General features: G+C 72.0%; 28 protein-coding genes. 11 read left to right on the top strand and 17 right to left on the bottom strand.

Going from position 1 to position 25,564, the window contains the following annotated elements; translation table 11 throughout:
* Nucleotides 1–6: 6 nt before the first annotated feature.
* Nucleotides 7–459, top strand: a complete 453-nt coding sequence (locus MKL01_RS33575) for an AAA family ATPase (protein WP_243909498.1) — start codon at nucleotides 7–9, stop codon at nucleotides 457–459.
* Between the two features lie 12 nt (nucleotides 460–471).
* Here MKL01_RS33575 and MKL01_RS33570 read toward each other — a convergent pair whose 3' ends face one another.
* The 6 genes from MKL01_RS33570 to MKL01_RS33545 all read right to left on the bottom strand — a co-directional run bounded on the left by MKL01_RS33570 (nucleotide 472) and on the right by MKL01_RS33545 (nucleotide 5,755).
* Nucleotides 472–2,022 carry a pilus assembly protein TadG-related protein gene (locus MKL01_RS33570; RefSeq protein ID WP_243909497.1) on the bottom strand — a complete coding sequence of 517 codons (1,551 nt, stop codon included), beginning with the start codon at nucleotides 2,020–2,022 and terminating at the stop codon, nucleotides 472–474.
* Nucleotides 2,007–2,726, bottom strand: coding sequence for a TadE/TadG family type IV pilus assembly protein (locus MKL01_RS33565; RefSeq protein WP_243909496.1), 720 nt, complete (start codon nucleotides 2,724–2,726; stop codon nucleotides 2,007–2,009). Before MKL01_RS33565 ends, MKL01_RS33570 begins: the two co-directional genes overlap by 16 nt.
* Nucleotides 2,727–2,779: 53 nt before the next feature.
* Entirely contained in the window at nucleotides 2,780–3,325 is a 546-nt protein-coding gene (locus tag MKL01_RS33560; RefSeq protein WP_243909495.1) for a TadE/TadG family type IV pilus assembly protein, read from the bottom strand.
* Between the two features lie 75 nt (nucleotides 3,326–3,400).
* Complete coding sequence (fliP, locus tag MKL01_RS33555) at nucleotides 3,401–4,183, bottom strand: flagellar type III secretion system pore protein FliP (RefSeq protein WP_243909552.1); 783 nt, start codon at nucleotides 4,181–4,183, stop codon at nucleotides 3,401–3,403.
* Between the two features lie 5 nt (nucleotides 4,184–4,188).
* Nucleotides 4,189–5,256 carry a lysylphosphatidylglycerol synthase domain-containing protein gene (locus tag MKL01_RS33550; protein WP_243909494.1) on the bottom strand — a complete coding sequence of 356 codons (1,068 nt, stop codon included), beginning with the start codon at nucleotides 5,254–5,256 and terminating at the stop codon, nucleotides 4,189–4,191.
* A gap of 64 nt (nucleotides 5,257–5,320) precedes the next feature.
* Nucleotides 5,321–5,755, bottom strand: a complete 435-nt coding sequence (locus MKL01_RS33545; protein ID WP_243909493.1) for a hypothetical protein — start codon at nucleotides 5,753–5,755, stop codon at nucleotides 5,321–5,323.
* 179 nt (nucleotides 5,756–5,934) lie between these two features.
* Here MKL01_RS33545 and MKL01_RS33540 point away from each other — a divergent pair, with 179 nt between their 5' ends.
* Both MKL01_RS33540 and MKL01_RS33535 read left to right on the top strand, forming a co-directional pair.
* Complete coding sequence (locus tag MKL01_RS33540; RefSeq protein WP_243909492.1) at nucleotides 5,935–7,242, top strand: capsule biosynthesis protein; 1,308 nt, start codon at nucleotides 5,935–5,937, stop codon at nucleotides 7,240–7,242.
* 103 nt (nucleotides 7,243–7,345) lie between these two features.
* Nucleotides 7,346–7,630 (top strand): hypothetical protein, encoded by a 285-nt coding sequence (locus MKL01_RS33535; RefSeq protein WP_243909491.1) that lies wholly within the window; start codon nucleotides 7,346–7,348, stop codon nucleotides 7,628–7,630.
* 342 nt (nucleotides 7,631–7,972) lie between these two features.
* Here MKL01_RS33535 and MKL01_RS33530 read toward each other — a convergent pair whose 3' ends face one another.
* The 8 genes from MKL01_RS33530 to MKL01_RS33495 form a co-directional block, all read right to left on the bottom strand.
* A complete protein-coding gene (locus tag MKL01_RS33530) occupies nucleotides 7,973–9,334 on the bottom strand; it encodes a sigma-54-dependent transcriptional regulator (protein ID WP_243909490.1) in 1,362 nt (453 codons plus the stop codon).
* A 74-nt stretch (nucleotides 9,335–9,408) separates the two neighbouring features.
* Nucleotides 9,409–9,738, bottom strand: coding sequence for a flagellar motor switch protein FliN (fliN, locus tag MKL01_RS33525; RefSeq protein ID WP_243909489.1), 330 nt, complete (start codon nucleotides 9,736–9,738; stop codon nucleotides 9,409–9,411).
* A 10-nt stretch (nucleotides 9,739–9,748) separates the two neighbouring features.
* The gene (locus MKL01_RS33520) at nucleotides 9,749–10,360 is read right to left on the bottom strand and encodes a FliH/SctL family protein (RefSeq protein WP_243909488.1); all 612 of its coding nucleotides are present in this window, start codon (nucleotides 10,358–10,360) and stop codon (nucleotides 9,749–9,751) included.
* Nucleotides 10,357–11,403, bottom strand: coding sequence for a flagellar motor switch protein FliG (locus tag MKL01_RS33515; protein WP_243909487.1), 1,047 nt, complete (start codon nucleotides 11,401–11,403; stop codon nucleotides 10,357–10,359). The genes MKL01_RS33520 and MKL01_RS33515 overlap by 4 nt, the downstream gene beginning before the upstream one ends.
* 49 nt (nucleotides 11,404–11,452) lie before the next feature.
* Nucleotides 11,453–13,084 carry a flagellar basal-body MS-ring/collar protein FliF gene (gene fliF / locus MKL01_RS33510; protein ID WP_243909486.1) on the bottom strand — a complete coding sequence of 544 codons (1,632 nt, stop codon included), beginning with the start codon at nucleotides 13,082–13,084 and terminating at the stop codon, nucleotides 11,453–11,455.
* Between the two features lie 218 nt (nucleotides 13,085–13,302).
* Nucleotides 13,303–13,578: a DUF1153 domain-containing protein gene (locus tag MKL01_RS33505; RefSeq protein WP_007569077.1), complete on the bottom strand. Its 276-nt coding sequence runs from the start codon at nucleotides 13,576–13,578 to the stop codon at nucleotides 13,303–13,305.
* A 91-nt stretch (nucleotides 13,579–13,669) separates the two neighbouring features.
* On the bottom strand, nucleotides 13,670–14,356 hold the full coding sequence (locus tag MKL01_RS33500; RefSeq protein WP_243909485.1) for a flagellar hook assembly protein FlgD: 687 nt from the start codon (nucleotides 14,354–14,356) through the stop codon (nucleotides 13,670–13,672).
* A gap of 163 nt (nucleotides 14,357–14,519) precedes the next feature.
* Nucleotides 14,520–16,151 (bottom strand): flagellar hook-length control protein FliK, encoded by a 1,632-nt coding sequence (locus MKL01_RS33495; protein WP_243909484.1) that lies wholly within the window; start codon nucleotides 16,149–16,151, stop codon nucleotides 14,520–14,522.
* A gap of 414 nt (nucleotides 16,152–16,565) precedes the next feature.
* Between MKL01_RS33495 and mnmA the strand changes: the two genes are divergently transcribed.
* The 4 genes from mnmA to MKL01_RS33475 all read left to right on the top strand — a co-directional run bounded on the left by mnmA (nucleotide 16,566) and on the right by MKL01_RS33475 (nucleotide 20,853).
* Nucleotides 16,566–17,720 carry a tRNA 2-thiouridine(34) synthase MnmA gene (mnmA, locus tag MKL01_RS33490; RefSeq protein ID WP_243909483.1) on the top strand — a complete coding sequence of 385 codons (1,155 nt, stop codon included), beginning with the start codon at nucleotides 16,566–16,568 and terminating at the stop codon, nucleotides 17,718–17,720.
* Between the two features lie 25 nt (nucleotides 17,721–17,745).
* Nucleotides 17,746–18,399 carry a class I SAM-dependent methyltransferase gene (locus MKL01_RS33485; RefSeq protein WP_243909482.1) on the top strand — a complete coding sequence of 218 codons (654 nt, stop codon included), beginning with the start codon at nucleotides 17,746–17,748 and terminating at the stop codon, nucleotides 18,397–18,399.
* Complete coding sequence (locus MKL01_RS33480) at nucleotides 18,396–19,187, top strand: TVP38/TMEM64 family protein (protein WP_243909481.1); 792 nt, start codon at nucleotides 18,396–18,398, stop codon at nucleotides 19,185–19,187. Before MKL01_RS33485 ends, MKL01_RS33480 begins: the two co-directional genes overlap by 4 nt.
* A 190-nt stretch (nucleotides 19,188–19,377) precedes the next feature.
* Nucleotides 19,378–20,853, top strand: a complete 1,476-nt coding sequence (locus MKL01_RS33475; RefSeq protein ID WP_243909480.1) for a sensor histidine kinase — start codon at nucleotides 19,378–19,380, stop codon at nucleotides 20,851–20,853.
* Nucleotides 20,854–20,894: 41 nt separating this feature from the next.
* On the opposite strand, the gene MKL01_RS33470 is transcribed toward MKL01_RS33475, so the two are convergent.
* The gene (locus tag MKL01_RS33470; RefSeq protein WP_243909479.1) at nucleotides 20,895–21,746 is read right to left on the bottom strand and encodes a metallophosphoesterase; all 852 of its coding nucleotides are present in this window, start codon (nucleotides 21,744–21,746) and stop codon (nucleotides 20,895–20,897) included.
* Between the two features lie 8 nt (nucleotides 21,747–21,754).
* Nucleotides 21,755–22,345 carry a cation transporter gene (locus MKL01_RS33465; RefSeq protein ID WP_243909551.1) on the bottom strand — a complete coding sequence of 197 codons (591 nt, stop codon included), beginning with the start codon at nucleotides 22,343–22,345 and terminating at the stop codon, nucleotides 21,755–21,757.
* A gap of 203 nt (nucleotides 22,346–22,548) precedes the next feature.
* Between MKL01_RS33465 and croR the strand changes: the two genes are divergently transcribed.
* From croR to MKL01_RS33445, 4 genes are all read left to right on the top strand, one after another.
* Nucleotides 22,549–23,022 carry a 3-hydroxybutyryl-CoA dehydratase gene (gene croR, locus MKL01_RS33460; RefSeq protein WP_243909478.1) on the top strand — a complete coding sequence of 158 codons (474 nt, stop codon included), beginning with the start codon at nucleotides 22,549–22,551 and terminating at the stop codon, nucleotides 23,020–23,022.
* Between the two features lie 2 nt (nucleotides 23,023–23,024).
* On the top strand, nucleotides 23,025–23,852 hold the full coding sequence (locus MKL01_RS33455) for a TrmH family RNA methyltransferase (RefSeq protein WP_243909477.1): 828 nt from the start codon (nucleotides 23,025–23,027) through the stop codon (nucleotides 23,850–23,852).
* Between the two features lie 243 nt (nucleotides 23,853–24,095).
* Nucleotides 24,096–24,647, top strand: a complete 552-nt coding sequence (locus tag MKL01_RS33450; RefSeq protein WP_243909476.1) for a sigma-70 family RNA polymerase sigma factor — start codon at nucleotides 24,096–24,098, stop codon at nucleotides 24,645–24,647.
* Nucleotides 24,644–25,339: an anti-sigma factor domain-containing protein gene (locus tag MKL01_RS33445; RefSeq protein WP_243909475.1), complete on the top strand. Its 696-nt coding sequence runs from the start codon at nucleotides 24,644–24,646 to the stop codon at nucleotides 25,337–25,339. Before MKL01_RS33450 ends, MKL01_RS33445 begins: the two co-directional genes overlap by 4 nt.
* Nucleotides 25,340–25,423: 84 nt before the next feature.
* Here MKL01_RS33445 and MKL01_RS33440 read toward each other — a convergent pair.
* The coding region (locus MKL01_RS33440) for a fasciclin domain-containing protein (RefSeq protein WP_243904274.1) at nucleotides 25,424–25,564 on the bottom strand (141 nt) is incomplete at its 5' end.

The raw sequence follows: 25,564 nt of genomic DNA, 5'->3' as shown, positions 1-25,564 counted from the left end.
GGCGGCGTGGTGATCGATCCGGACGCGTTCCTGGAGACGGCGGACGGCCGGGTCTGGACGGCGGAGCGAAGCGCCGAGGCCTGGCGGCTGGCCCGCGAGGCCCTGCGCGGGGCGCTTGCCGCGGGATCGGTCCGGCGGGTGGTCGTGGTCTGCGGCCTGCAGGGGGCGGGCAAATCCACCGGGATCGCCCGGCAGGAACCGGCCTCCGGGACGGTCTTTTTCGATGCGGCCCTGCCCGGGGCGCGCCACCGGGCGCCGATCATCGCCATCGCCCGTGCATTCGGGGTGCCGGTCGAGGCCGTCTGGATCCGCGCGCCGCTCGCGGTCGCCCTGGAGCGGAACCGGCGGCGTCCGGCCGACCTTTGCGTGCCGGAGGCGAGCATCCGGTCCGTGGACCGGCTGTTCGAACCGCCCGTCCCTGCGGAGGGGTGGGCCTCGGTCCGGATCGTCGAGGCCTGATCCGGACTCCGCCTACTGCGTCAGCCGGGCCACCTGCAGCGCCTGGTCGAACATCGCGTTGAGCGCCGCCGTGATGTCGGTCGGGGTGTTGGCGGTGTAGAAGAAGCCCGGCGACGCGCAGCTCTGCAGCGGCGTCGACAGGGTCGGGCTGAACCCGTTCACCCGGCCGTTCTCCCAGGCGACGATGCCGCCGCGATCGGTGTAGGTGATGATGTTGTAGGGGATGTAGAGGATCGAGATCGTCGCGCCGGCCGCCTTCAGCGCCGTGCACAAGGACGGGTCGATCTGCGCCGGCGAGGAGCCGTCGAAATTGCCGGCCCCATAGCCCGGGTAATTCGAAGGGTTGCCGGGGTAGTAGTACTTGCCGTTCTGGTTGATGGCGTAGTGCTGGCCGTTCTGCATGCCGTCGGTGACCAGGAACACGAAGGGGCGCCGCGCCAGCGCGCTGGACCCGTCGCCGAACCCGCCGCTGGCGGTGATGGCGGTCTTCATCTGGGGCAGGACGACCTCGAAATGCGTCCCTCCGGCGCCGGTGCCGGTGCTCGGGTCGTTGTTGGTGGCGAGCTGGGTCGTCCCGGTATCCAGGAGCGTCGTCAGGGCGAGCGGCCACGATTGGCCGCACTGGGCCTTGCTGCTCAGCGTGGCGATGGAACTGTTGATGTCGGCGAGGGTGCCCATCTGGTTCACGAACGGGTAGAGGCCGACCCGGTACTGGTTCGCCATCGACGGGCTGGACGCCCGCGCGATCAGCGAGCAGACGGCGTTGTTCAGCGCGTCCGAGCGCAGCTGGATCTTGCCGGCGGCGAGGCCCCAGCCGTTGCTCCCCGGGTAGTGGCAGGCGAACTGGCAACCCTGCTTGTAGTCCGACCACATGTCGTTGTTGCTGGCGGCGAGCTGCGCCATGCCGCCGCTCGTGGCGGGCAGGCCCATGGAGCCGGACACGTCGAGCAGGAGGTAGAAGTCGAGGTAGCTGGACAGGTCGGCCGAGGCCGTGACCGTATTGCCGATGGTGGTGGTCGGCGTCCGGAAGAGCTGCCCGAAGTTGTTCTTGATCGCGGCCGTGTAGGTGATCGACGACTTGATCGTCTGGCCGGTGCGGGTGATCTGCGGCGCCTGCAACTGCACCTGGGCGAACGGCACCGTGCCGGCATTGACCGAGAAGGCGTTGGTCGCCTGGGCGGCGCCGGCCGCGAAGGCGTTGGCCGAGAGATTGCCCTGAACCGGGTTCGCCCCGAAATAGGCCTTGGCGGCGACGACGCCCGCGATGGCGGCCGCATCCGCGGCGGCGTCGAGCTTGGCCTTGTCGGTGATCGCGACGCCGTAATCGACGCCGTAGCCGATCAGGCCGACGATCGGCAGCAGGCTGAACGCGAACAGGATCGTCACGTTGCCGGCCCGGGCGCCGAGCAGCGACGCCGCCCGGTCCCGCAGGCGACGGCCCGGACCCGAGCGGATCCGGGCGGGCTGGCCGACGCTCCGGGCGCCGAGGTCGTGGGGGGGTCGCAGGCCCCTGCCCCGAGACCTTGAGCCGACCTTGCGAAACCCGCTCAGTATCCGGGGCATTTCGTGGCGATCCCATCGTTGCCGGTCGTGTCGAAATTGACGAGCGCGGCGTAGCGCGGCTGCACGTACATCGAGCGGGCGATCCGCACCGCCGGGATGAAGCGCGCGCCGAAACTCGGCTTGAAGTTGAAGACCACGTCGACGGCGATCAGCGAGCCCGGCCCGAAGACCGACCGGGGCAGCGTGGCGCGGGTCGGCGCGGCGGTGTTGTCGGCCGGGAGCTGGGCGGGCGTGCACGGCCGATAGCCCCCGCCGCTGGTCCCGGTGCTCGTCCAGACGACGTTCGCCGCGTAGCACTTGCTCAGGTCGGTGGTATCCGAGCAGTTCGTGGCGGTCTGCGTGAAGGCCACCGAGGCGAAGCTGATGGCGATGTCCTGCCACCACTGGAGCCCCTGGTTGGGGGCGTCCTTCATCAGGTACGGGAACAGGACCAGGGACGAGTCGAAGCTGAAATGCAGGTCCGCGGCATTGACGGTGGCCACCGTGGCGCTCGGGGGCGGCTGCGCCTGCGAGAGCATCTGGCTGATCGACTGGGCGATCAGCTCCACCTTCCGGGTGGCGTTGACGTAGGTGACGAGCTGGGTCCCCGCGAGCATGAGGATCAGCAGGACCGGGAAGACCAGCGCGAACTCGACCGCCGAGACCGCCCGCGTGTCGGCGGCGAAGCGCCCCGCCGGTGCCGCCAGGACGCCCAGATCGGCCATCCGGCTGGTCCGCGCGCCGGCGACCACCCTTCGGGACGATGCGCCGCCGCCCATCAGAACTGCTCGTTGCGGAACGCCGCCGTCGAGACCGCCAGGTAGGCGGGAGAACCGTTGTAGCTCGCCGTGCCGCCCAGCACCGCCGCGAAGGCGGAGGGCAGGAACGTGATCGGGTAGACCACCAGCAGATACTGATAGGCCCCGCGCGCACCCAGCGTGTACTGGCCGGCGCTCGGCGTCAGCGCCGGGAGCTGCAGGCCGGAGACGTCCGACTTGACGAAGCTGTAGTAGCCGCTCGGCGAGGTCCCGGTCGGCACGATGTAGAGATTGATCACGACGTCGCTGCACTTCACGATCGCCGGCAGGTAGCCGCACAGGGCCTTCCTGAAGCCGGCTTGGTCCATGGCCTTGGCCTGAGCCGAGCCGGTCACGACCTGCCGCGACGCGCGCGTCGTCGCGTAGTCGATGGCTTGATTGACGAACAGGATCATCGCCACGGTCATGACGAACAGGATCGTCAGGATCAGCAGCCCGGCGACGAGGGCGAATTCGACCGCCGCCGCACCGCTCCGATCGCGAGCATAGTGGCGAATTGAGTTCATACGGCATGTTCGCACGAGAGTGCTAAAGGCCTGTTAAAGCAAACCCGAACACAGACCACTCTCGTCTAAACTTTGTTATCCGCCGTAGCTCTGGACGAGCGATCCCGCCACCAGGGTCCAGCCGTCGACGAGCACGAAGAAGATCAGCTTGAACGGCAGCGAGACTGAGGCCGGCGGGACCATCATCATGCCCACCGCCATCAGCACCGAGGCGACGACGAGGTCGATGATCAGGAACGGGATGAACAGCAGGAAGCCGATCTCGAAGGCGCGGCGCAGCTCCGAGATCATGAAGGCCGGCGTCACGATCTCCAGCCCGACATCGTCCGGTCCCTTCGGCACCGGGACCTTGGCGAGATCGAGGAACAGCTTGAGGTCCTTCTCGCGCACGTTGCGGAGCATGAAGGTCTTGAACGGCGCCGAGGCGCGCTCGAAAGCCTGCACCTGGGTGATCCGTCCGGCGATCAGGGGTTCGATCCCGGCGCTGTAGGCGGCCCGTCCGGTGGGCGCCATCACGAAGGCGGTCAGGAACAGCGCGAGGCTGACGATCACCGCGGTCGGCGGCGCCGTCTGGGTGCCGAGGGCCGAGCGCAGGAGCGAGAGCACCACGACGATCCGGGTGAAGGCGGTGGTCATCACCAGCACCGAGGGCGCCACCGCCAGCACGGTGATCAGCGCGACGAGCTGGAGCGCGCGCTCGGTGGTGCCGCCGGCACCGAGGTCGAGGGTGACGCTCTGCGCCAGCGCCGGACCGGCGGCGAGCAGCGCGCCCGCCAGCGCCGCGGAGGCGGTCCACGCGCGGCGCCGGGGGCGTCGCCGCCGCTCCGGTCGGGTCGGACAGGTCGACGGGTCGGGCATCGGGGTCACGGGCGGTCGCAGGTCGGGGTGGCGGGGCGCACGCCGGCGCGCCGCGCCTCCAGGTTCTGCCAGACGAGGAGGGCCGGCAGGCCGAGCACCACGTCGGGCACCCGGCGGGCGAGGGAGAGGGCGATCGCCGTTCCGGCATCGATGCCGAACAGGCCGCAGACCAGCACGAGGCCGCCCTCCTGCACCCCGAGCCCGCTCGGGACCAGGAAGGCGGCGGCCTTGATCGCCTGACTGAGCGCCTCGATCACGAGGAGATCCGACAGGCCGACCGTATCGACCCCGATGCAGCTGAGCACGACGAAGACCTCGGCGGTGCCGAGCAGCCACGCCAGCGCGTGCAGGGCGAAGGACTGGGCCAGACGTCCGCGCCGCCGCGGCGCCCAGACCGTGTCCAGGGCGCCCTGGATGCGCTGGGTCGGCTCCGGACGCGTCTCGGTCTCGCGCACGAAGCGCCGGCCGAGGGCGGTCACGCGATCCTCGACCAGCCGCACGATCCCGACGCGCTGGAGCGCGAAGAACGCCGCGACCGCGCAGCCCGCCGCGGCAAGCGTCCGCAGCGTCCAGCTCGCGAGGGCGGCCGCCTCCGCCCCCTCGACCCGGCTCAGGAGGAAGGCCCCGAGCCCGGCGAACAGGGCGAGCGTCCCGACCTGGAACAGCAGGTCGGCCAGCACCGAGGCGGCCGCCAGGGAGCCGGCCACGCCCCAGAAGGTCAGGAGGCGCGCACCGAGAACGTCGCCCCCCACCGAGGCGACGGGCAGCAGCACATTGATGCCCTCGCGCACGAAGCGCAGGATCAGGCAGGCCGAGGCCGGCGCGGGCGACAGCCCGTCGAGGATGCGTGCCCAGGCGACGCCGCAGACGATCACCACGAGCGCGCGCACCAGCGTGACCCCGACGAAGCCCGCCACCCCGATCCGCCCGAAGGCGGCGGCCACGGACGCGAGGTCGTTGGTCGCCACGAGCCACACGGCGAGGCCGAGCCCGATCAGCGTGCCGAGCAGCGGCAGGCGGCGGAGCGCCGCGTGAGCCGCCCGGCGCGTCCAGGGTGCGCGGCCGCCGCTCACGGCCGGGGCGTGCGGATGGCGCGTCGGGAAGATGGCAAGCGCGGGCGCTCCAGGGTCAGACCGGTCAGCGGACCGGCGGCGATTCGGTGGATGGTACCGCCGCTAGTGGGGTATTGGGGCCGAATTCGGGGACCGGACGGCGCGGCAGCGGCGGATGGAGCACGGCGGCCAACGCGTCCCGGGGGTCGGCCTCGGGGTCGAGCAGCAGGACGCGACCGGCCGCCAGGCTCGCACCGGTGGCGACCGCCACCGCCCGCTTCGGGCAGGGTCCGAGACAGCCCGACTCGACGATGCGGAGCTTTCCCCGGCGGCCCGACGGCGCGTCCCGGGCGGCCCGCTTCGCGGCCTTCTTGAGGAGTGCGCGCATGTGGCCGGCGGGCAGGCCCTGCCGCTTGGCGCATTTGGAGCACACGACCACGATCTCGGTGAGCTTGGTCTTCGCAGACCGGTTGGTCGACCGGGCCTTCGCGCCGGGCGCTGCATGTGGGGCTGTCATCATCCGGAGACTGTAGGCCGCGATACACGGGCGGGGCTACCGCGCCCGTCGCCGCGGTGCGGCAGACGGAGCGGGTGCCATAAAAAGGGCCTAAAAGAACGGGATTCCAGAACCGCGCACGGGCCGCCTTTCGGCCGGCGCCGCAGCAGCGGGACCGGCGCAGATCCAGGAACAAAGAGCGGATGAACTTCGACGACGTCAAGGACGACACGCGCGAAGCTGAACTCGTGACGTTCGCCGCCTCGCCGATCGCCGAGCTGCGTCGCAGCGCGGAGACGATCCGGCCGCTTCCCGAGAAGCGCACCGCCCGGTCGCTGGTCGCCTCCGTCCGGGCGCGCCTGGACTGGAGGCAGCTGCCGGGCCTGCGGCCCCGGCGGGAGGACACGTCGAGCTACGGGTCGCGGATCGTCCACCGCGTCGGCCTGTTCGTGCTGCTGCCGACCCTCGTGATCGGCCTGTACCTGTTCGTCTTCGCCTCCAACCAGTACGTCGCCGAGGCCCAGTTCGCGGTCCGCGGCAACGTCGAGCCGATGGAGAACATCGCCCTCGGCCAGTTCACCAACCTGATCCAGAAGCACAACAGCCAGGACAGCTTCATCGTCCGCGACTATATCGGAAGCCAGACGATGGTCGCGGCTCTGGAGAAGAGCATCGGCCTCTCGAAGATGTTCTCCCGGAGCGAGGCGGATTTCTGGACGCGCTTCAACCCCGACGACCCGATCGAGGATCTCACCAAGTACTGGCGCAAGCACGTCGAGGCGCATATCGACTCGATCTCGGGCGTGATCCGCCTGTCGGTCCGCGCCTTCACCCCCGAGGACGCCCTCACCATCGCCCGTGAGGTGGTGACGCGCGCCGAAGCGCTGATCAACGAGATCTCGAAGCACGCGCAGGCCGACATGGTCGTCCAGGCCGAGTCCGACGCCAAGGTCGCTCAGGAGCGGCTGACCAAGGCGCACATCGCGCTGCAGACTTTCCGCAACCAGTGGGGCGTGATCGATCCGATCAAGACGGCCGAGGGGACGCTGACCACCCTGACTCTGCTGCGCAAGGACAAGCTGAAGGCCGAGAACGACCTGCAGGTCCTGCGCAGCTCGAGCCTCGACGAGCGGTCCCGCTCGATCCAGACGATGGTCGCCAACATCGCGGCCATCGATCAGCAGATGAAGACGCTCCAGGACGAGCTGACCAGCGCCGGCCCCGCCGGCGGCCCGAACCTGACCGAGGCCCTGGTCCAGTACGAAGGCCTGCTCGTGGAGCGGACCATCGCCGAGAAGCTCGAGGAATCGGCCCACATGCTGCTGGACCGCGCCCGCGTCTCCGCCAGCAAGCAGCACATCTTCCTGGCGACCTTCGTGCCGCCGGTCCTGCCCACCGACAGCCTCTATCCCGAGCGGGGCCGGACCCTGCTGGTGGCGTTCTTCTGCTTCCTGGTGATCTGGAGTTCGTCGGCCCTGCTGCTCGCAGGCATACGCGACCAGCGGATGTAGACAGACCGCGCGCGGGATCTGGATCCCGCGCGGTGCGGTCTGTAGAGGAAGGCGGCCCGGTTTCCCGGGCGGCCCCGGTGTAAAGAGCGAAGTCCATCCGTCCATGTCGGATTTCTCCGATCTCGTCGCGAAGGCGATTCAGCCGTCGATGACCCGGGAGGAGCGCGAGGCGGTCTACTCCGTGGTGCGTCAGGCCGTGCTCCGCCTTCAGGAGCGCGAGGCGCTGCCCCCCGAGGATCCCCGCGTGGCGCTCCAACGTCACCTCGTCGAGGAGACGATCCGCGATATCGAGGGGGATGTCGCCCGCTACCAATCGCTCCGCAAGCTGGAAGAGGCCTTCGCGGCGCAGAACGCGGAGAGCAAGGCCGCGCAGAACCGGCCCCGATAGGTGAACGCCGCCGGAGAGGCCGCCGCTCGGATGCGGACGCGTCGATCCGGGGCGTCGGCGACGGCTGCGGGGTGGTCGCGTCCGGAACGCTCGTCCTCGCTTGCGTCTGGCACAAGCGGGGACGCTGAAGCCCTAACTGCGTCATCCCGGGCTCGCCCGCGGCGCGTCGGACTGATCGGGCGCCTGATGGTACGGCCGAGAGAATCTCCGGCGGCAGGGCATCCCCGAGATGGCGCGGTCGGTCGCGGACACATCGTCCCCGAGGCGCTGTCGCTGCAGGGACCCGGGGGCCTCTGCCCGGCCGATCCGTCGCGCCCCGCCGCGACCCCGTGCCGGACCAGCCTATCCGCAGGCCACGGCCGCCCGCACCCCGCCGGGCTCGGCCACGTCGAGCCCGGCCGAGACGTATTCGTTGAGCTTGTTGCGCAGGGTCCGGATCGAGATGCCCAGGATCTTGGCGGCGTGGGTGCGGTTGCCGAGGCAATGGTCGAGGGTATCGAGGATCAGGTCGCACTCGACCTGCGCGACGGTCCGCCCCACGAGGCCGCGGGTGGCGGCCTCCGCGACCTGGGCGGCCCGCGCCGCCGGCCCCTCCGCGGCGATCGCCTCGCCCTCCGGCGAGAGGATGGCCTCGGGGCCGATGGCGTCGCCCGAGGCGAGCAGCACCGCCCGGTGCATCGTGTTCTCCAGCTCGCGGACGTTTCCGCGCCAGGGGTTCTTCAGCACCAGCGCGCGGGCCTCCGCGGAGAGCGGGCGCGCGGGCGCGCCGTTCACCGCGGCGTATTTCCTGGCGAAATGGTCGGCGAGCTCCAGGATGTCGGCCGGGCGCTCGCGCAGCGGCGGCAGGCGCAGGGCCACGACGTTGAGCCGGTAGAACAGGTCCTCGCGGAACGTGCCCTTGCGGACCTCCTCCACGAGATTGCGGTTCGAGGTCGCCAGCACGCGGATGTCGACCCGAACCGGAGCGGTGCCGCCGACCCGGTCGATCACCCGCTCCTGCAGGGCCCTCAGCAGCTTCGACTGGAGGCGCACGTCCATCTCGGAGATCTCGTCGAGGAGCAGCGTGCCGCCGTTGGCCTCCTCGAACCGGCCAATGCGCCGGGCCACCGCGCCGGTGAACGCGCCCTTCTCGTGGCCGAACAGCTCGGATTCGAGGAGCGCCTCGGGGATCGCCGCACAGTTGACCGAGACGAAGGGCTTCCCCGCCCGGTTGGATTTCTGGTGGACGTGGCGGGCCAGCACCTCCTTGCCGGTGCCGCTCTCGCCCGTGATCAGCACCGAGGCCTCGGACCGGGCGACCTGTTCGGCGAGCCGGACCACCCGCTCCATCGACGGATCGCGCCAGACGAAGGCGGCGCGGTCGGTGGCGACCGCCTCCAGCACCGCGGCGATCATCTCGGGGTCGGGCGGGAGCGGGATGTATTCCTTGGCGCCGGCCCGGATCGCCGCCACGGCGGCCTGGGCGTCGGCCGAGACCCCGCAGGCGACCACCGGGGTGCGGATCCGCTCCGCCTCCAGGGCCGAGACGAGGTCGCGGATGGGGAGGGAGACGTCGATCATGATCAGGTCGGCGCCCCGGGCGCGCAGGACGTTGAGGCCCTGCGGCACCGCGTCGGCCTGCGTCACGGACGCGCCGCGCTGCATGGCAATCTTCGAGGCGGTGATCAGCTCGCCGTTGAGCCGCCCGATCATCAGGAGCCGCATGGTTCGTCCCTCTCAAACATCCTGGCGCGGACCGCCCCCCGGCGCCCGCGCCGAAAAATTTCCGGCCCGGCGCGTCAACCCTTGACGATCTCGGTCATCGTCACGCCGAGCCGGTCCTCGACGAGGACGACCTCGCCCCGGGCGACCAGCCGGTTGTTGACGTACACGTCGATCGCCTCGCCGACCTTCCGATCGAGTTCGAGCACGGCGCCGGGCGCCAGCCGGAGCAGGTCGCCGATCGGCATCCGGGCGGAGCCGAGCACCGCCGAGACCATCACGGGCACGTCGAAGAGCTGCTCGAGGTCGGAGGCGGTCTTCGGAGACGTCGGCGCGTCGCGGATCGAGTCCGTCGCGTAGTCGGGGTCGTGATCGCCGAGCTGGGGCAGGGTGAAATCGTCGGACATCCGGGTTCCTTCACGGGCTCGGCGTCAGGCCGAGGGCGTCCAGGACGGCCGCCTCGATGCGGGCACGCTCCCGCACGATGCCGCCGTCCGCCCATTCGATGCGGGCGTCGCCCGCGGCCATGTCGGGGTCGCCCAGCACCACGAGGCGGCCCTCGTAGCCGCGCTCGCGCGCCAGGCGCTTCACCAGGGTTTCGGCCTCCTCGACCAGACCGTCATGCACCCGCACCACGAGGTGGGGCACGCCGCGCAGGTGCTGGAGCGCCGTCCGGGCCGCCTCGCCGATGCCGGCGAGCGGCGCGGCGTCCAGCGCGTCCCCCGCCACCTTGCGGGCGATCAGCATGGCCACTTCGACGGCCTGGGCCTCCCGCTCGGCGTCGCGGGCGTCGGCCTGGGCGAGAAGGCCCGCGGCCGCGAGGGCGAGCCGCGTCATGGCGTCGGCGAGCCTTCCCTGCGCCTGCGATTCGGCCTGGGCGCGCCCGTCCTGCAGGCCGCGGGCATGGGCCTCGGCCTCGGCGCGGGCGGCGGCCTCGGCGGCGCGCTGCGTCTCGGCGCTCGGGCGGGCGCTGCGGAAGTCCGTCTCGAACAGGAACGGCTTCGCGCTCCGGGAGGCTTGAGCGCTCAATAGACCAGCTCCTCCTCGGCGCTATTCTTGGCGATCATGATCTCGCCCTTCTCGGCGAGGTCCTTGGCGATCTCGGTCATCTTGGCCTGCGCCTCGTCGACCTCCTTGAGACGGACCGGCCCGAGCGAGGCCATCTCGTCCGTGAGGTTCTTGGCGGCGCGGGTCGACATCTGCTTCATGAAGAAGGCCCGGGTCGGCTCGTTGGCGCCCTTCAGGGCCCGGCACAGGGTGTCGCCGTCGATCTTGCGCATCAGGGTCTGGACGCTGCCCGGATCGAGCTTCAGCAGGTCCTCGAAGGTGAACATCAGCTCGCGGATGCGCTTGGCCGAGCCGCGATTCGCCTGGTCGAGGGCGGCGAGGAAGCGGCCCTCCGTCTGCCGGTCGAAGGCGTTGAACACGTCGGCCATCATCTCGTGGGCGTCGCGGCGCTGGGTCTGCGCGATGGTGGAGACGAACTCGACGCGGAGCGTCTCCTCGATGTGGCGCAGGGCCTCCTTCTGGACCGTCTCCATGCGCAGCATCCGGTTGAGGCAGTCGATGGCGAAATCCTCGGGCAGGATGGTGAGCACCTTGGCGGCGTAGTCGGCCCGCACCCGGGAGAGCACCACCGCGACGGTCTGCGGGTATTCGTTGCGCAGGAACGAGGCGAGGATCTCCGGGTCGACCTGGGCGATCGACGCCCAGACGCGCTTGCCGGACGCGCCCTTGATCTCCGCCATGATCAGCGAGACCTGGTCGCTGGGGAAGATCTTCAGGAGCAGCGCCTCGGTCCGCTCGAAGTTCGACGAGATGCCGCCGCTGTTGCTGAGCCGCGTGACGAACTCGATGATCAGCCGCTCGACGGTGGCGACCTCCAGCGTACCGAGCTGGACCATCGCGTGGCTGACCTTCTTGACCTCCTCCTCCTCCAGCATCTGCCAGATCGGCGCGCCCTCTTCCTCGCCGAGCATCAGCAGCAGCGCGGCGGCGCGCTGCGGGCCGGGCATCGTGGCGAACGAGTCGCCGCCCGCACTGGCCATGCCGTTCGCGAGACCGGCCATCATCCCTGTCGCCAAACCTGCCGCCATCAGCCTGCCCTCGACCCCCTACGCATCACTCTTCCTGGATCCAGGTGCGCAGCACCTCGACGGTCTCGGCCGGGCTCGCCCGGACCATGTCGACCACGCGCTGGACCGTCTCGGCCTGGACCTGGCCGTTGATCTTGGCGAATTCCATCAGCCGCGCGGTCGGGTTGTCCCGGTCGATGACCGCGATCGTGGCACCCGGGCCCGCGAGCGCGGACGCGTCGCCGGCGATCGCCATCCCGGGCCCGGCCAGCGACGGCGCCGCCGGGACCGGGGCCAGGACCTGACGCACCAGCGGGCGCACCACCGTGAGCAGGACGATCAGGGTGAGCAGCGCCAGCACGGCGAGTTCGGCCATGCGCAGCACGTCCTCCTTGGTGGGGGCGAGCAGCGACTGGACGAGGCTCGGCTCGGTGAATTGCGGCACGCTCGGGGCTTCCGCGAAGCGAAGGTTCACCACCTCGATCTGGTCGCCCCGGCCCTTGTCGAGCCCAACCGCGCTGCGCACCAGGGCGGTGATCCGCTCGATCTCGGCGGGCGCGCGGGGGCTGTAGGTCTGCTTGCCGTCGGGGGACGTGGCGTAGACCCCGTCCACCACCACCGCCACCGACAGGCGCTTGATCCGGCCGCCCTCGGCGATCTCGGTCTTGGTGACGCGGGAGATCTCGTAGTTGGTGGTCTCCTCGTTCTTGTTGGTCGCGTCCTTCGGCGCGGGCGCCTTGTCGGCGCCGTTGGCGCCCGGCAGCTCGTTGCCGACCGTGACCTGACCGTCGGCGTTGCTGGTCAGGGCCGATTCGGTCCGGGTCTGGGCGGAGCGCACCACCCGGCTCTCCGGGTCGAAGGTTTCGGAACGGCTCTCGATCCGGTTGAGGTCGAGTTCCGCATTGACCTGGACGCGGGCCCGGCCCGGTCCCACGATCCCCGCCACCACGTCCTCGACCTGGCCGCGCAGGCGCCGCTCCAGGGCGATCTGCCGGTCCTCGAAGCCGCTGGCGGCGTCGGACTCCGCGCCCCGGGCGCCGTCCGCGAGCAACCGGCCGCGCTCGTCGACGATCGAGACCCGCTCGGGCTTCAGCCCCTCGACCGCGGAGGCCGCGAGGTGGCGGATCGCCCGCACCTGACCGGCATCGAGGTCGCCCATGAGCTTCAGGACGATGGCGGCGCTCGGGGTCTCGCGGTCGCGCTCGAACAGGCGGCGCTCGGGCAGAACGAGGTGTACGCGCGCCGCCTGGACCCGGCCGATCGCCCGGATCGAGCGGGCGAGCTCGCCCTCCAGGGCGCGCAGGTGGTTCACGTTCTGGACGAAATTGGTGGACGAGAACGCGTCGCCCTTGTCGAAGATCTCGTAACCGACGCCGCCCTGCACCGGCAGGCCCTTGCCGGCGAGGTCCATGCGCAGCTTGGCGAGGTCGGACCTGGGCGCCATGATGGTCTGGCCCGCGTCGCCCTTGGTCTCGTAGCGGATGCCGCGGCTGTCGAGTTCGCGGACCACCGCGGCGGAATCCTGCATCGACAGGTCCGAGAACAGCACCCCCATGTCGGGTCGCGACACCCGCAGGATGATGAAGGCGAAGAAGCCGATCAACGTCAGGGTCACCGCCGCCATGGCGGCGATGCGGGCCGGTCCGAGCTTCGTGACGAGATCGAGGACCGGCTTCACGGGATGGTTCACTGCACTCTGAACGCGGGGCGGACCCCTACGACCCGCTCGGCAGAAATTGCCCGGTCCATGGTTAGCGTGGCGTTAATGCAGGGCCACGCGGAGGGATCTTCCGGTTGCGGGAAAGCCGAAAAGCCGCATCCGGGGTTCGGACGCGGCTTCGAGACCCCTCGGCGACGGTCGGCGCGGGATACGGATCCCATGCCGGCGCCCCGGACCTAGTGGCGGTAGTGCTGGATCCGTGTGGTGCGCAGACCGGCCAGACCGTGCTGGTCGATCGAGAACTGCCAGCTCAGAAATTCCTCGGTGGTCAGGGTGTAGCGCTTGCAGGCTTCCTCGAGGCTGAGGAGCCCGCCACGGACGGCGGCCACGACCTCGGCCTTGCGGCGGATCACCCAGCGGCGGGTGCTGGGAGGCGGAAGGTCGGCGATGGTCAGCGGGCTTCCGTCGGGCCCGATCACGTACTTAACTCTCGGGCGGCTGGGTTCGGTCATGATACGCTCTACACTCGACTGACCTGTCGAGCATTGAACATACTTGCGCTCGCTTAAGAGATGTTGAAGCGAGTCACTCGGATGTGATTCGTTAGGTGCCACTTGTGGACAACCCGATGGTTTGCACGCTCGACAGCGGTACTTTCTGCGAGCCGACGATCAGCACGGGCGTCGTCCCGCTGAGGTCGACCTCGTCCACCGTGCCGGTCAGGCTCGTGTCGACGGCGACGTTGGCGCCGGTGGCGTCGGTGGCGGAGACCTTGATCGAGTAGTTGCCATCGGCCGAGGTCAGCCCGGCCGAGGTCTTGCCGTTCCACGTGTAGGTCTGGCTTCCGGCGGCGAGCGACGTGGTCTGCGTCGCCACGACGTTGTTCTTGGAGTCCAGGATCGTGATCACGGCCTTCGAGGCGGCGCGGGCCGGGCTGAGGTTCCAGGAGGCCGAGCCGCCGGAGAGCTGCGAGGTGCTGCCGTCCGCCGTGATCGTCTTGCCGATGTAGCTCGTGGCCGAGGCCGAGCTCGCCGATTGCGACGCGCTCAGGATGCTGTCGAGGCGGTCGTTCGACTTGAGCTGCTGCTCGACGCCGGCGAACTGCACCAGCTGCTGCGTGAACTGGTTGGTGTCCATCGGGTCGAGGGGATTCTGGTTCTTGAGCTGCGTGGTGAGCAGCGTCAGGAACTGCGTGAAATTGCTGGCGATCTCGGTGGCGTCGCCGCTGCTGGCGGTCGACGAGCCGGTCGTGGCCGACGTGTTGGTGACGCTGGATATGCCGGTGGTCATGCCGTTGTCTCCCGTGCCGCATCGGGGCGCTGGGCCCGGACGCGCGATGATTCCGTATAGGTCGGCGACGCGCCCGTCTCACGAAGGCCGTCGCCGGTTCTATGTCTCTGTTATCGCGCGATGTTTTCCGGGGATCCGGGCTGCCCGCATCCCCCATCGCGCGCTAGATCCTGATGTCGACCCCGCCGTAGCCGCGCAGCCAGCGGGTGGGGGTGATGTCCTGCGGGGGCTCTGCCTGATCCCGGGTCCAGGACGTCGCGCCGCCCCGGGGCGCATTGTCCTGCTGGCCGCCTCCGCCGCCCTGGGCGCTGCCATCGCTGCGCAGCGACAGGTTTAGGCCACCGCCGGACGGGTCGAGGCCGGTCTGGGACAGCGCCTGCTGCAGCTGGCCCGCATCCCGCTGGAGCATCGCCAGGGTCTCGGGCCGGTCGACCACCAGATGGGTCATGACCGTGCCGCGCGCCTTGTCGATCTCGAGCTTGACGTCGATCCGTCCCAGCTCGACCGGGTCGAGGCGGATCTGGAACGCGTTCGACCCGCCCAGGGAGCGCAGCCCGATGGCCATCGGCACCTGCCCGATCGGGATGGCGGGATCCGCCGCGGCGGACATGCCGGCCGGGGGCGCCGCCGCGGCGTGTCCGGCGGCGGACGTCCCGGCGGACGGTGCGAGCGTCGGACCGCCCTGGGGCGCGGGCATCGGCCCCTGCGGCTGGCCCCCGGCCGGATTCTGCGGGGTCGCTGAGACGCCGCCCTGGCCGGTATCCGCCAGCGCGGCGAGGAAATCCGAGGCGGCGGCGGCGGCAGCGGGGTCGCCGGCGGCAGCCGGCGCGGCGTCCCCGGCGGCGGCGATCTTTCCGGCCTGGCCGAGTGTCGCCGCGGCGGCGGACGATCGCGCATCGGCGGTCGCTCGGCCGTTGCCGGAGACCGCGCCCAGGGCCGCAGGCGCCTCCCCAACGGAGCCGGCCCCCGGCGGGCCAGGCAGCGCCGGGGCGGGGGCAGCCGCGCCCGACCCGGACTTCGCGGCGACGACCGTCCCGTCGCCGGCCGCGCCGTCTTTCCCGGATCCGGTCTCGTCCCCGGGGATTCCGGCGGCGCGGACCGGCGCCCCTTCGGCCAGCGTGGCCAGGAGGGCGAGCAGCGTGGCGGTCGGATCGGAATTTGCGGGCTGCGCCGCAGGATCCGCCTGCTGCGGCGACGCGGTGGCGTCGGCCTGAGCGGGCGGCACCGCCGGGTCGGTCTGTCCTGCGTCCTGCGTGGCGGCGGCGCCCGGGTCGGGCGCGCCATCCCGGGCGGCCTCCGCGGCATCGCGGGGCTGCGGGGCGGTGCGATCCACCTTCCCGGTCTGCGTCGCGGCGGTGGCCTTCTTGTCCGCAATCGCGCCCGAGGGGGCGGGTCGATCCTGCGCCTGCGCGGCGCCCTGCGGCCGGGCCGCCGCGCTCGCCGTCGGCTTGGCGATGCTCGCCCGCCTGTCTTCGGCCCGGGCATCGGCCTGCACGGCGGCGTCCCGGGCGCGCTCCGTCGTGGCGCGGCTCGCCTCGGCCTGATCGCGCTGGGTCGCCTGCCGGTCCTGCACGGCCTCCCTGTCGTCGCGCCGGTTCGCCGTGCGGGTCCGGACCGCCGCCGCGTCATCCTCGGCCCTGGCGGCACTCAAGGCCGCGCCGAAGCGATCCTGCGACGAGGTGCCGGAGCGGGACGCGACGCCCGCCGCCTCCCAGCTCGAACGCGCCGCGGGCGCGGTGCGCGCGGACGGGATCCATGCGGTGACATCCAACCGATCCGCCGTACCGCTCGCCATACAGGGCTCCTCTCGCGGTCTCCGGAGCAAGCCGCGCGCCATCGCGGCGCAGGCGTAAGATTCTGACGGTATTGGAGTTTCCCCGCCACCTCGGGGCGCCGACGCGGTCGAAGCTGCCGTGCGCCCGGCAGGATCTGCCGGGTCGGCGGCCGCACCGGGATCCGGAAGCCCCGTCGATGCGGGCCCTGCCGGGCAGGTCCCGCGGTGCAGATCCGGCGAGGCCGGCGGCACCGGGTCCCGGGCTCCGCCGCGCGGCCGCCGCCAAAAGGGTCGTCGGTCCGGGGCGCGTCCCGACCCGTGTTTTCCCGCCTTCGCGGCAACGGAAGCCGCCGCCCTGGAAAGCCGGGCGGAGTCTCGCTATAGACGGGCCGTGCAGCCGGGAAGCTTCCGAGCCGGCGGCTGCGGATCCATGCGATGAACGCCCTCGATCTCCCCAAAGCTCCCCACGAGACGCGCGTCGTCGTCGCCATGTCGGGCGGCGTCGATTCTTCCGTGGTGGCGGGCCTGCTGAAGCGGCAGGGCTTCGACGTGGTCGGCGTCACGCTCCAGCTCTACGACCACGGCGCGGCGAGCCACCGCAAGGGCGCCTGCTGCGCCGGCCAGGACATCCACGACGCCCGGGCGGCGGCGGAGCATCTCGGCATTCCCCACTACGTCCTCGACTACGAGGACCGGTTCCGCGACGCGGTCATCGAGAAGTTCGCCGAGAGCTACCTTGCCGGCGAGACGCCGATCCCCTGCGTCGAGTGCAATCGCACGGTGAAGTTCCGCGACCTTCTGGGCCTCGCCCGGGACCTGGACGCCGACGCGCTGGCCACCGGGCATTACGTGGCGAGCCGGGCGCTGCCGGGCGGCGGCCGGGCGCTCCACCGCGCCAGCGATCCGGCCCGGGACCAGAGCTATTTCCTGTATGCGACCACGGCGGCGCAGCTCGACTTCCTGCGCTTTCCGCTGGGCGAGATGACCAAGGTCGAGACCCGCGCGCTCGCGAAGGATCTCGGACTGTCGCTCGCCGAGAAGCCCGACAGCCAGGACATCTGCTTCGTGCCGCAGGGCCGCTACAGCGACGTGATCGCCCGCCTGCGCCCGGACGCGGCCCGCCCGGGGGAGATCGTCGATCTCGGGGGCCACGTCCTCGGGCGGCACGACGGCATCGTGCACTATACGGTGGGCCAGCGCCGGGGTCTCGGCCTGTCGGGGCCCGAGCCGCTCTACGTGGTCCGCCTGGAACCCGACACCGCCCGCGTGGTGGTCGGCCCGCGCACCGCCCTGGCGACGACCCGGATCCGCCTCTCGGACCTGAACTGGCTCGGCGAGGGCCCGCCCGAGGCCGTGCGCGACCTGGCCGTGGCGGTGCGCGTGCGCTCGACCCGTCCGCCGCGCCCGGCGACGCTCACGGTCGGGCCGGACGGCGCGGCCGAGATCGTGCTCGCCGAGCCCGAGGACGGCGTCTCGCCGGGCCAGGCCTGCGCGATCTACGCGGATGACGGCCCCCGGGCCCGGGTCCTCGGCGGCGGCACCATCCGGCGCGTCGATGCGTTGTCGGCCCGGCCCCGCGAGGCCGCCTGATCTCAACCTCTGGATATTCCGAACGATGCTGAGCGAGCCGCAGATGGCCGGGCCGAGCACGGCCCTGATGCGCAAGGCCTATGCCCGCTGGGCACCCGTCTACGACGTGGTCTACGACAAGCTCACCGAGCCCGCCGCCCGCGCCGCCGTCGAGGCGGCGGCCGAGCACGGGCCGCGCATCCTCGAGGCCGGCGTCGGCACCGGGCTGGCGCTGGGCTACTACCCGAAGGCGAGCTTCGTCTGCGGCGTCGACCTCTCCGAGGACATGCTGCGGCGCGCCCGCGCGAAGGTCCGGCGCCGGAACCTGTCGCACGTGAAGGGCCTGCAGGTGATGGATGTCTGCCACCTGGGCTACGCCGACGCGAGCTTCGACGCCGTGGTGGCGCAGTTCCTGATCACCCTGGTGCCCGACCCCGAGGCCGCGATGTCCGAGTTCCTCCGGGTCGTCCGCCCGGGTGGCGGCATCGTCCTGGCCAACCATTTCGGCCAGAGCGAGGGCCCCGTCGCCCGGGTCGAGGAGATCGTGGCGCCGCTCTGCACCAAGATCGGCTGGTCGTCGGACTTCAAGGCGACCCGGATCGAGGCCTGGGCGCGGCGCAACGGCGTCGAGGTCGTGGGGCTCAAGCCGACCTTCCCGGGCGGGTTCTTCAAGATCCTGCGGATGCGCAAGCCCGGGTGAGCGAATCCGACCTCGCCCCCCTCGCCGAGCGGCGCGAGGGACGCTGGACGCGGCTGCGGCGCTGGCTGCCGCTGGTGCTGCTCCTCTCCGTGTCGGCGGTCGTGCTCGTCTCGGGGGCCGCGCAGCTCCTCAGCCTCGACCGGCTGCTCGCCTCGCGGGTCTGGCTGCGCGGCTTCGTCGAGGCCGGCTACGGGCAGGCGCTGGTTTCGGCCTACTGCCTGTACGTCGCGGCCGTGGTGGTGTCGGTCCCGGCCACGCTGATCCTGACGATGATCTGCGGCTTCCTCTTCGGGATCGTGCCGGGGGCGCTCACCGCGGTCTGCGCCGCCACCACGGGCGCGGCGATCGTGTTCGCCATCGGCCGCGGTCCCGGGGTCGAGCTGCTGAAGCGGATGGGCGGCACGCGCCTCGCGGGCTTGGCCGAGGGCTTCCGGCGGGACGCGTTCGGCTACATCGCGGTCCTGCGGCTCCTGCCGCTGTTTCCCTTCTGGGTGACCAACATCGCGCCGGCCGCCTTCGGGGTGAAGATGCGGGTCTTCGTGCCCGCGACCTTCCTGGGGCTCCTGCCGGGCGCGTTCGTATACGCCACCACGGGGGCGGGGATCGAGGACGTGGTGGCCGCCCACGAAACCGCCCGGGCAGCCTGCCTGGCCGCCGGCGAAGGCGGTTGCGAGAACGCCCTCGCGCTGCGGGCCCTCGTGACCCCGAAGATGGTGGCGGGCCTCGCGATGCTGGCCGTCTTCGCCCTCACGGGCCTGTTCCTGAGCCGGCGCGCGCGGCGCCGCTGAGGCGAGCGCGCCGAGGAAGTCCCACCGTGTTTCAGACCTCGGCCAACTGCAGCGGCCCGGATATCGTGTAGTGTTCAACGCCGGGGTCTTGTATTCCGGTCTGAGAATATGGGCTTGTGAACATGTCTCCCGCGAAGGCCGGACCCGGCTCGAGCATCGACCAACCCCACGCCGCCGATCTGCATCCGCGATGACCGCGCGAAGCGTGACCGGCGTACCGGCCAAAACCGAGACGGCAGCGGCACCGGCGGCCCTGGCAGCCGCGCCTGCCCGGGAAGCGCCCGAGCGCCGCGTGGCGCGCCTCGGCCTGTCCGGCCGGCTGTTCCTCGTCACCGTCGCCTTCGTGGTGGTGGCCGAGGTGCTGACCTACGTGCCGGCGGTGGCCAATTACCGGATCGAGTGGATGTCCGACCGCCTGGCGGCCGCCCAGGTGGCCGCCCTGGTCCTCGACGGGCGGACGGGCGAGCCGGTCTCGGAGGCCCTGGAGAGCCGGTTGCTGGCGGGCGTCAACGCCCGGGCCATCGCGGTCCGCGGCGGCGGCGCCCAGCGCCTGCTGGCGCTCGAGCCGATGCCCGAGCAGGTCGCCGACACCGTCGACCTGCGCGACGTCACGGCGCTGTCGGCGATCCGGGGCGCGTGGCGCACCCTGGTCGCCCCCGTGCGGGAGCCGATCCGCGTGGTCGGCGAGGGCGGGATCGGCTTCGAGCGGGTCGAGATCCTCCTGGACGAGGCGCCGCTGCGCACCGCGATGATCGATTACGCGCTGCGGCTGCTGATCTCCTCGCTGATCATCGCCGCAGCGGCGGCGGGCCTCGTCTTCGTGGTGCTGCAGGTGCTGATCGTGCGGCCGGTGCGGCGGCTCGCCACGAGCATCACGGCCTTCGCGGACGACCCGGAGGATGCAGGCCGGATCATCGCCCCGTCCCGCCGCAACGACGAGATCGGCCAGGCCGAGCGGGCGCTGGGGCGGATGCAGCGCAGCCTCGCCGACCAGCTCCGCCAGAAGCGGCGGCTGGCCGAACTGGGGTTGGCGGTAAGCAAGATCAGCCACGAGCTGCGCAACCTGCTCACCGGCGCGCAACTCCTGGGCGACCGCCTGGAGGGGACCGCCGACCCGACCGTGCAGCGCGTGGCGCCCCGCCTCGTGGGCACGCTCGCCCGGGCGATCCGCTTCTGCGAGGCGACGCTCGCCTATGGGCGCGTGTCCGAGCGGGAGCCGCGGCTCGTCCGCACGCCGCTGGCACCGATCTTCGCCGAGCTTCCGGATCTCGCCGCGCTGGCCGCCCACCCGGTCGCCGTGCAGGTGGCGGCGGCCGACCTCTGCGTCCAGGCCGACCCGGAGCAGCTCGGCCGGGCACTGGCCAACCTCGTCCGCAACGCCGTGCAGGCGCTGGACGGCGCGAAGGTCGCGGACGCGGCGGTGCGGGTCGCGGCCACCCGCGACGAGCCCGGCCGCGTCACCATCCTGGTCGCCGACAATGGGCCCGGCCTGCCCGCGCGGGCCCGGGAGAACCTGTTCGCGCCGTTCCAGGGCTCCATGCGCTCCGGCGGAACCGGTCTTGGCCTGCCGATCGCGGCCGAGCTGATCGGGATCAACGGCGGCACGCTGGCGCTCGATGACGGCGAAGCCGGGGCCCGCTTCCGGATCGTGCTGCCGGAGGGTTAGGTCCGGACCGGTTCGGGCGATCGGCCGCGCGGGGCCGTCGATCAGGCACCCGCGACCTCCAGCACGACATCGCTCCGATAGGTCGTCCCCTCGACCGGGTTGGAGACCCACCGGCAGCGCCCGATCCGCAGGTCGTGGCCCGCGTGGAAATGGCCGGAGATCCACAGATCCGGCCGCTCGGGATCGGCGAGATCGTCGAGGGCCGTGGAGGCGTAGAAGGCCGGCACCCACCACGGCACCCCGGGGGCTGTCCGGAACCGGTCCGCCGCCAGCGGGCTCGCCGGATGATGGGTCACCACCACGGTCGGACCGTCATGGAGGATCCGGAGCGCGGCGTGCAGCGCCGCCCGCTCGGCGCGGTGCTCCGCCATCGCGTCCGCGGGCTGCCACGGGGTGCCGTCGCCCTTGCGGATCGACCCGCGGTATTCCCGCGAGCCCGTCACCGGGTCGGTCATGCGGGCGGCCGCGTAGGCCACGGGATCGTCCGGCCGGTCGGGGGTGTCGGGGGCGAGCCAGCGGCCGGCGAGGCTCCAGTCGCTCCACAGGGTGGTGCCGAGGAAGCGGACGCCGTCGATGATGCAGCCCTGTGCCCGCTGGAGCAGGTGGATCCGGGCGCCCACCCGGTTCAGCCGCGCAACCTCCGCCTCCAGCGCGGCCAGCAGCGCCGGCGCGGTGCGCGAGTCGCCGGTCGGGGCGTAGCGCTCGTGATTGCCCGGCACCAGCACGATGGGCCGACCCTGCGCGAGCTGCAGCAGGGCCGCCAGCCCGCGCTCCGGATGCCCCTCGTGGAGGTCCCCCGGGCACGCGAGGAGGTCGAACGCCTCCGTCGGCGGCGCGATCCGGTCGAGCTGCCGCCGCTCCAGGTGCAGGTCCGAGATGGGGAAGATGCGCATGGGAGAGGCTACCGCGCCGCCCGGCGCTCGGCCGCGGCGGCCCGGAGGATGTCGGCGGCGGAATCGGCGTTGAGGATGGCGATCCCGGCCGCCACGACGAGGTCCGGCCAGGGCGAGGCATGGAGCGCCGTCACGAGGCCGGCCGCGATGATCGCGAGGTTGGCGAAGGCGTCGTTGCGCGCCGAGAGGTAGGCGGCCCGGGTCAGGCTGCCCGCGCCCGTGCGGTGCCGGGCGAGCATCAGCGCGCAGGTGAGGTTCACCGCGAGCGCCCCGATCCCCGCGAGGGTCAGCGGCAGGGCCGCCGGGGCGGTGAAATCCGCCACCTTCCCGTAGGCCGCGTAGGCGCCCGCCAGGGCCGGCAGGAGCAGGATGCCCGCCATGGCGGTGCCCAGCCGGGCGCGGTTGCGCGCGCTCCAGCCGAGGCCGGCGAAGATCAGCAGGTTGATCGCCGCGTCCTCCAGGAAATCGAGGCTGTCGGCGATGAGCGCCACCGAGCCGATGGCGAGGGCCACGGCGATCTCGATGCCGAAATAGCCGAGGTTCAGCGCCGCCACCCGGGCGACGATCGGACGGAGGGCGGGCGGCGCGGGCCGGGGAATGTCGGTGTCGGTCACGGGGCGCGTCTTCGCCGAGAGCGGCACGCGAGTCGAGGGCCGTTGAGAAAACCCTGTCCGCGCCTCAAGAAAGTTCGAGCCTCTTCCGCCTTCGTCCGGGTGGATTCGGCGCCGCGATCGTGCGAGGCGATGTCCGGAGCCGGCCGCGCGAGACGAGAGACCGGCCGGAAGCGGAGGTCTGCCGAGCCATGCTGCCCGAACTGCGCGTGCTCTATTTCGAGGATCTCGAAGTCGGACTGTCGGAGACGCTGTCGAAGACCATCGCCTCCTCGGACGTGGTGGGGTTCGCCGAGATCACCGGCGACCGCAACCCGATCCACCTGTCCGAACACTTCGCCGCGCGCACGCCGTTCGGCACCCGCATCGCCCACGGCCTGTACACGGCCGGGCTGATCTCGGCGGTGCTCGGCACGCGCCTGCCGGGGCCGGGCGCGGTCTACATCTCGCAGACCCTCAACTTCCGCGCTCCGGTGCGGATCGGCGACGTCGTCGAGGTGACCGTCACGGTCGCCGAGCTGATGCCCGAGCGGCGGCGCGCGCGTCTCGCCTGCCAATGCTCGGTGGCGGGCGAGACCGTGCTCGACGGCGAGGCGCTGGTGAAGGTGCCGACCAAGGCCGAGGCCGACCCCCTCGCCGGCCGCACCGAGCGGTCGCAGGGCTGAACGTGGGTCCGGTTCCGGAGACGGTCACCGACCCGGACGATCCCCGCCTCGACCCCTACACGCGGATGCGCGAGCGCGACCTCGTCGGCCGCGCCGGCCGCTTCGTCGCCGAGGGCGAGGTGACCCTGCGGCTGCTGCTCGGCCGCCGCAGCCGCTTCCGCGCCGAATCGATCCTGCTCGCGCCGGAGCGCTGGCCGGGGCTCGCCGGGGCCTTGGCCTCCTGCCGGGAGCCGCCGCCGGTGTATCTGGCCGCCAAGAGCGTGATGAGCGCCGTCGCGGGGTTCCCGATCCACCGCGGCGTGCTGGCGATCGGCCTGCGCGGCCCGGAGCCCGACGCGGCCGCGCTCGTACCGCCGCCGCCCGCGTCGGCGCTGGTGCTCGGTCTTGCCGGGCTGACCAACCACGACAATGTCGGCGCCGCCCTCCGCAACGCCGCCGCCTTCGGGGCCGACGCGGTGCTCCTCGACGCGGAGAGCTGCGACCCGCTCTACCGGAAGAGCATCCGCGTCTCGGCCGGCGCCGCGCTGATCCAGCCCTTCGCGCGGCTTCCCGCGGGGGCGGATTGGTGCGCGCGCGCCGCCACGCTGGATCTGCACGTGCTGGCGCTCAGCCCGGGGGCCGCCGAGACCCTGGACGCCGTCCCGGTGCCGGCGCGCGCGCTGCTGCTCCTCGGCACGGAGGGGCCCGGGCTCGACGCGGCGACGCTCGCCCGGGCCCGGCCGGTCCGCATCCCGATGGCCGCGGGCTTCGACTCGCTCAACGTCGCCACCGCGGCGGGGATCGCCCTGCACGCGATGGCCCTCGGGCAGGGGCGGCTCGGCCGAGGGTGACGGGCCCTCCCCTGGGGCGAGATCGGGTGTTCGGCGCCCCAACGCGCGATCCATGCGCGAAGGGATCGCGACGGTCCGCCGTCCGGGCTCCCGGCCAGGGTCGCGGCGATCGCGTGACGGCCGGATCCTCGCACCGTAGCCGCCGTCGCGCGCACGGTATCCTCTCCTTCACGGAAAATGGTCTACAGCAGCCTTCGGGAGGGCGTCCGGCGGAGGATGCCCCGGTGTTTACGGGGAGCCACCTTGGCCGACGACGCCGCGTTGCGCCGGCTGATTGCGGGGATCGGCAGAGGTGAGGCGGACTCGCTGGCCGCGCTCTACGATCTCACGAGCCCGAAACTTTACGGTCTGATCCTGCGTATCCAGCGCGATCGGGCCCTGGCCGAGGACGTGCTTCAGGACGTCTACATGCGGATCTGGCAGGCGGCGGGCGGCTACAGGCCGGAAGCCGGCCGGCCGATGCCCTGGCTCGCCACCATCGCACGCAATCGCGCCATCGACAGCGTGCGCCGCAAGATCGAGGTTCAGGGGCCGGAACTGGATAGCGGCGAGGACTGGGTGGCACGGCTGATCGATCCGCATGACGGGGCCGCCGCGTTCCTGGACCGCGACGCCCTCGTCGCCTGCCTCGGCCGGCTCGAGCCGCTGCACCGGGAGTGCGTGGTGCGGGCCTATTGCGAAGGCCGCTCCCGCGAGGAGCTGGCCCTCCGGTTCGATCGGCCCGTGAACACGATCAAGACCTGGCTGCACCGGGCTCTTTCCGCCCTGAAGACCTGCCTGGAGACCGCGTCGTGACCGGAACCGGCGCGCCAGACCCGGACGACGCCGACCTGCGCGCGGCGGAATACGTCCTGGGGACGCTGGACCTGCGGGAGCGCGAGGCCGTGGAGCGCGAGGCGGCCGGCGATCCGGTCGCCCGGGCGCGGATCGCGGCCTGGGAGCGTCGCCTGGGCCCGCTGGCGGAGGCGGTTCCCGCCGAGCCGCCGCCGCCGCGCGTGCGCGCGGCGTTGCTCCGGGCCCTGCCGAAGCCGGGGGGAGCGGATGCGCGCCAGATCGAAGCGCTTCGCGCGCAGCTCCGCCGCTGGCGGACCGCTGCCGGCGGGGCCGGGTTGCTGGCCGCCGGCCTCGCGCTGTTCCTGGCCGTCGGACCGTCGCTGAAGCCCGCGGACGGCCGCTATCTCGCGGTGGTGCAGGGCGGCGGTACGCTCCCGGCGCTGATCGTGCGCGTGGACACGCGCACCGGCATCGCGCAGGTGCGGCGCGTCAACGCCGAGGCCCCCGCGGATCGGAGCCTGGAATTGTGGTATGTCGGTACGCAGGGGCCGAAGCCGCTCGGTCTCGTCGACGCCGGGCAGAGCCGCGTGAGGCTTCCGGCGGAGACGACGCCGGACGGAGTGATCGCGGTCTCGGTGGAGCCGCCCGGGGGCTCGCCGACCGGCCAGCCCACAGGTCCGGTGGTCTACACCGGCAAGCTGATCGCCGAATGACACGCGGACCGCGGTCCCGCCGCGGGCCGGGGCGAGAGAGCGCCCGCGCCCGATCGGGGCCTCAGGCGCTCCCCCGCGACGCGATCAGGGCATCATCACGCCGTTGACCACGTGGATGACGCCGTTCGACTGCATGACGTTCGGGATCGTCACCGTGGCGGTGTTGCCCTTCACGTCGGTCACGTAGACCTTCTTGCCCTGCGCCGAGACGCCGAGCGGCTCGCC

Source organism: Methylobacterium sp. J-070, assembly GCF_022829385.1.
In the GTDB taxonomy this organism is placed as follows: Bacteria; Pseudomonadota; Alphaproteobacteria; order Rhizobiales; family Beijerinckiaceae; genus Methylobacterium.
Note: the sequence above shows the minus strand (reverse complement) of the source record. Positions and strands in the feature narration are given on the sequence as shown.

Bases quoted from the DNA above. Each gene is read 5' to 3' on its own strand.
- MKL01_RS33485 (WP_243909482.1), top strand. From the start codon at position 17,746: ATGCTGAGCGAGCCGCAGATGGCCGGGCCGAGCACGGCCCTGATGCGC.
- MKL01_RS33500 (WP_243909485.1), bottom strand. From the start codon at position 14,356: ATGACCACCGGCATATCCAGCGTCACCAACACGTCGGCCACGACCGGC.
- croR (WP_243909478.1), top strand. From the start codon at position 22,549: ATGCTGCCCGAACTGCGCGTGCTCTATTTCGAGGATCTCGAAGTCGGA.
- MKL01_RS33570 (WP_243909497.1), bottom strand. From the start codon at position 2,022: ATGCCCCGGATACTGAGCGGGTTTCGCAAGGTCGGCTCAAGGTCTCGG.
- MKL01_RS33560 (WP_243909495.1), bottom strand. From the start codon at position 3,325: ATGAACTCAATTCGCCACTATGCTCGCGATCGGAGCGGTGCGGCGGCG.
- MKL01_RS33470 (WP_243909479.1), bottom strand. From the start codon at position 21,746: ATGCGCATCTTCCCCATCTCGGACCTGCACCTGGAGCGGCGGCAGCTC.
- MKL01_RS33530 (WP_243909490.1), bottom strand. From the start codon at position 9,334: ATGCGGCTCCTGATGATCGGGCGGCTCAACGGCGAGCTGATCACCGCC.
- MKL01_RS33545 (WP_243909493.1), bottom strand. From the start codon at position 5,755: ATGATGACAGCCCCACATGCAGCGCCCGGCGCGAAGGCCCGGTCGACC.
- fliP (WP_243909552.1), bottom strand. From the start codon at position 4,183: ATGCCCGACCCGTCGACCTGTCCGACCCGACCGGAGCGGCGGCGACGC.
- MKL01_RS33505 (WP_007569077.1), bottom strand. From the start codon at position 13,578: ATGACCGAACCCAGCCGCCCGAGAGTTAAGTACGTGATCGGGCCCGAC.
- fliN (WP_243909489.1), bottom strand. From the start codon at position 9,738: ATGTCCGACGATTTCACCCTGCCCCAGCTCGGCGATCACGACCCCGAC.
- MKL01_RS33515 (WP_243909487.1), bottom strand. From the start codon at position 11,403: ATGATGGCCGGTCTCGCGAACGGCATGGCCAGTGCGGGCGGCGACTCG.
- MKL01_RS33540 (WP_243909492.1), top strand. From the start codon at position 5,935: ATGAACTTCGACGACGTCAAGGACGACACGCGCGAAGCTGAACTCGTG.
- MKL01_RS33565 (WP_243909496.1), bottom strand. From the start codon at position 2,726: ATGGCCGATCTGGGCGTCCTGGCGGCACCGGCGGGGCGCTTCGCCGCC.
- MKL01_RS33535 (WP_243909491.1), top strand. From the start codon at position 7,346: ATGTCGGATTTCTCCGATCTCGTCGCGAAGGCGATTCAGCCGTCGATG.
- MKL01_RS33495 (WP_243909484.1), bottom strand. From the start codon at position 16,151: ATGGCGAGCGGTACGGCGGATCGGTTGGATGTCACCGCATGGATCCCG.
- mnmA (WP_243909483.1), top strand. From the start codon at position 16,566: ATGAACGCCCTCGATCTCCCCAAAGCTCCCCACGAGACGCGCGTCGTC.
- MKL01_RS33475 (WP_243909480.1), top strand. From the start codon at position 19,378: ATGACCGCGCGAAGCGTGACCGGCGTACCGGCCAAAACCGAGACGGCA.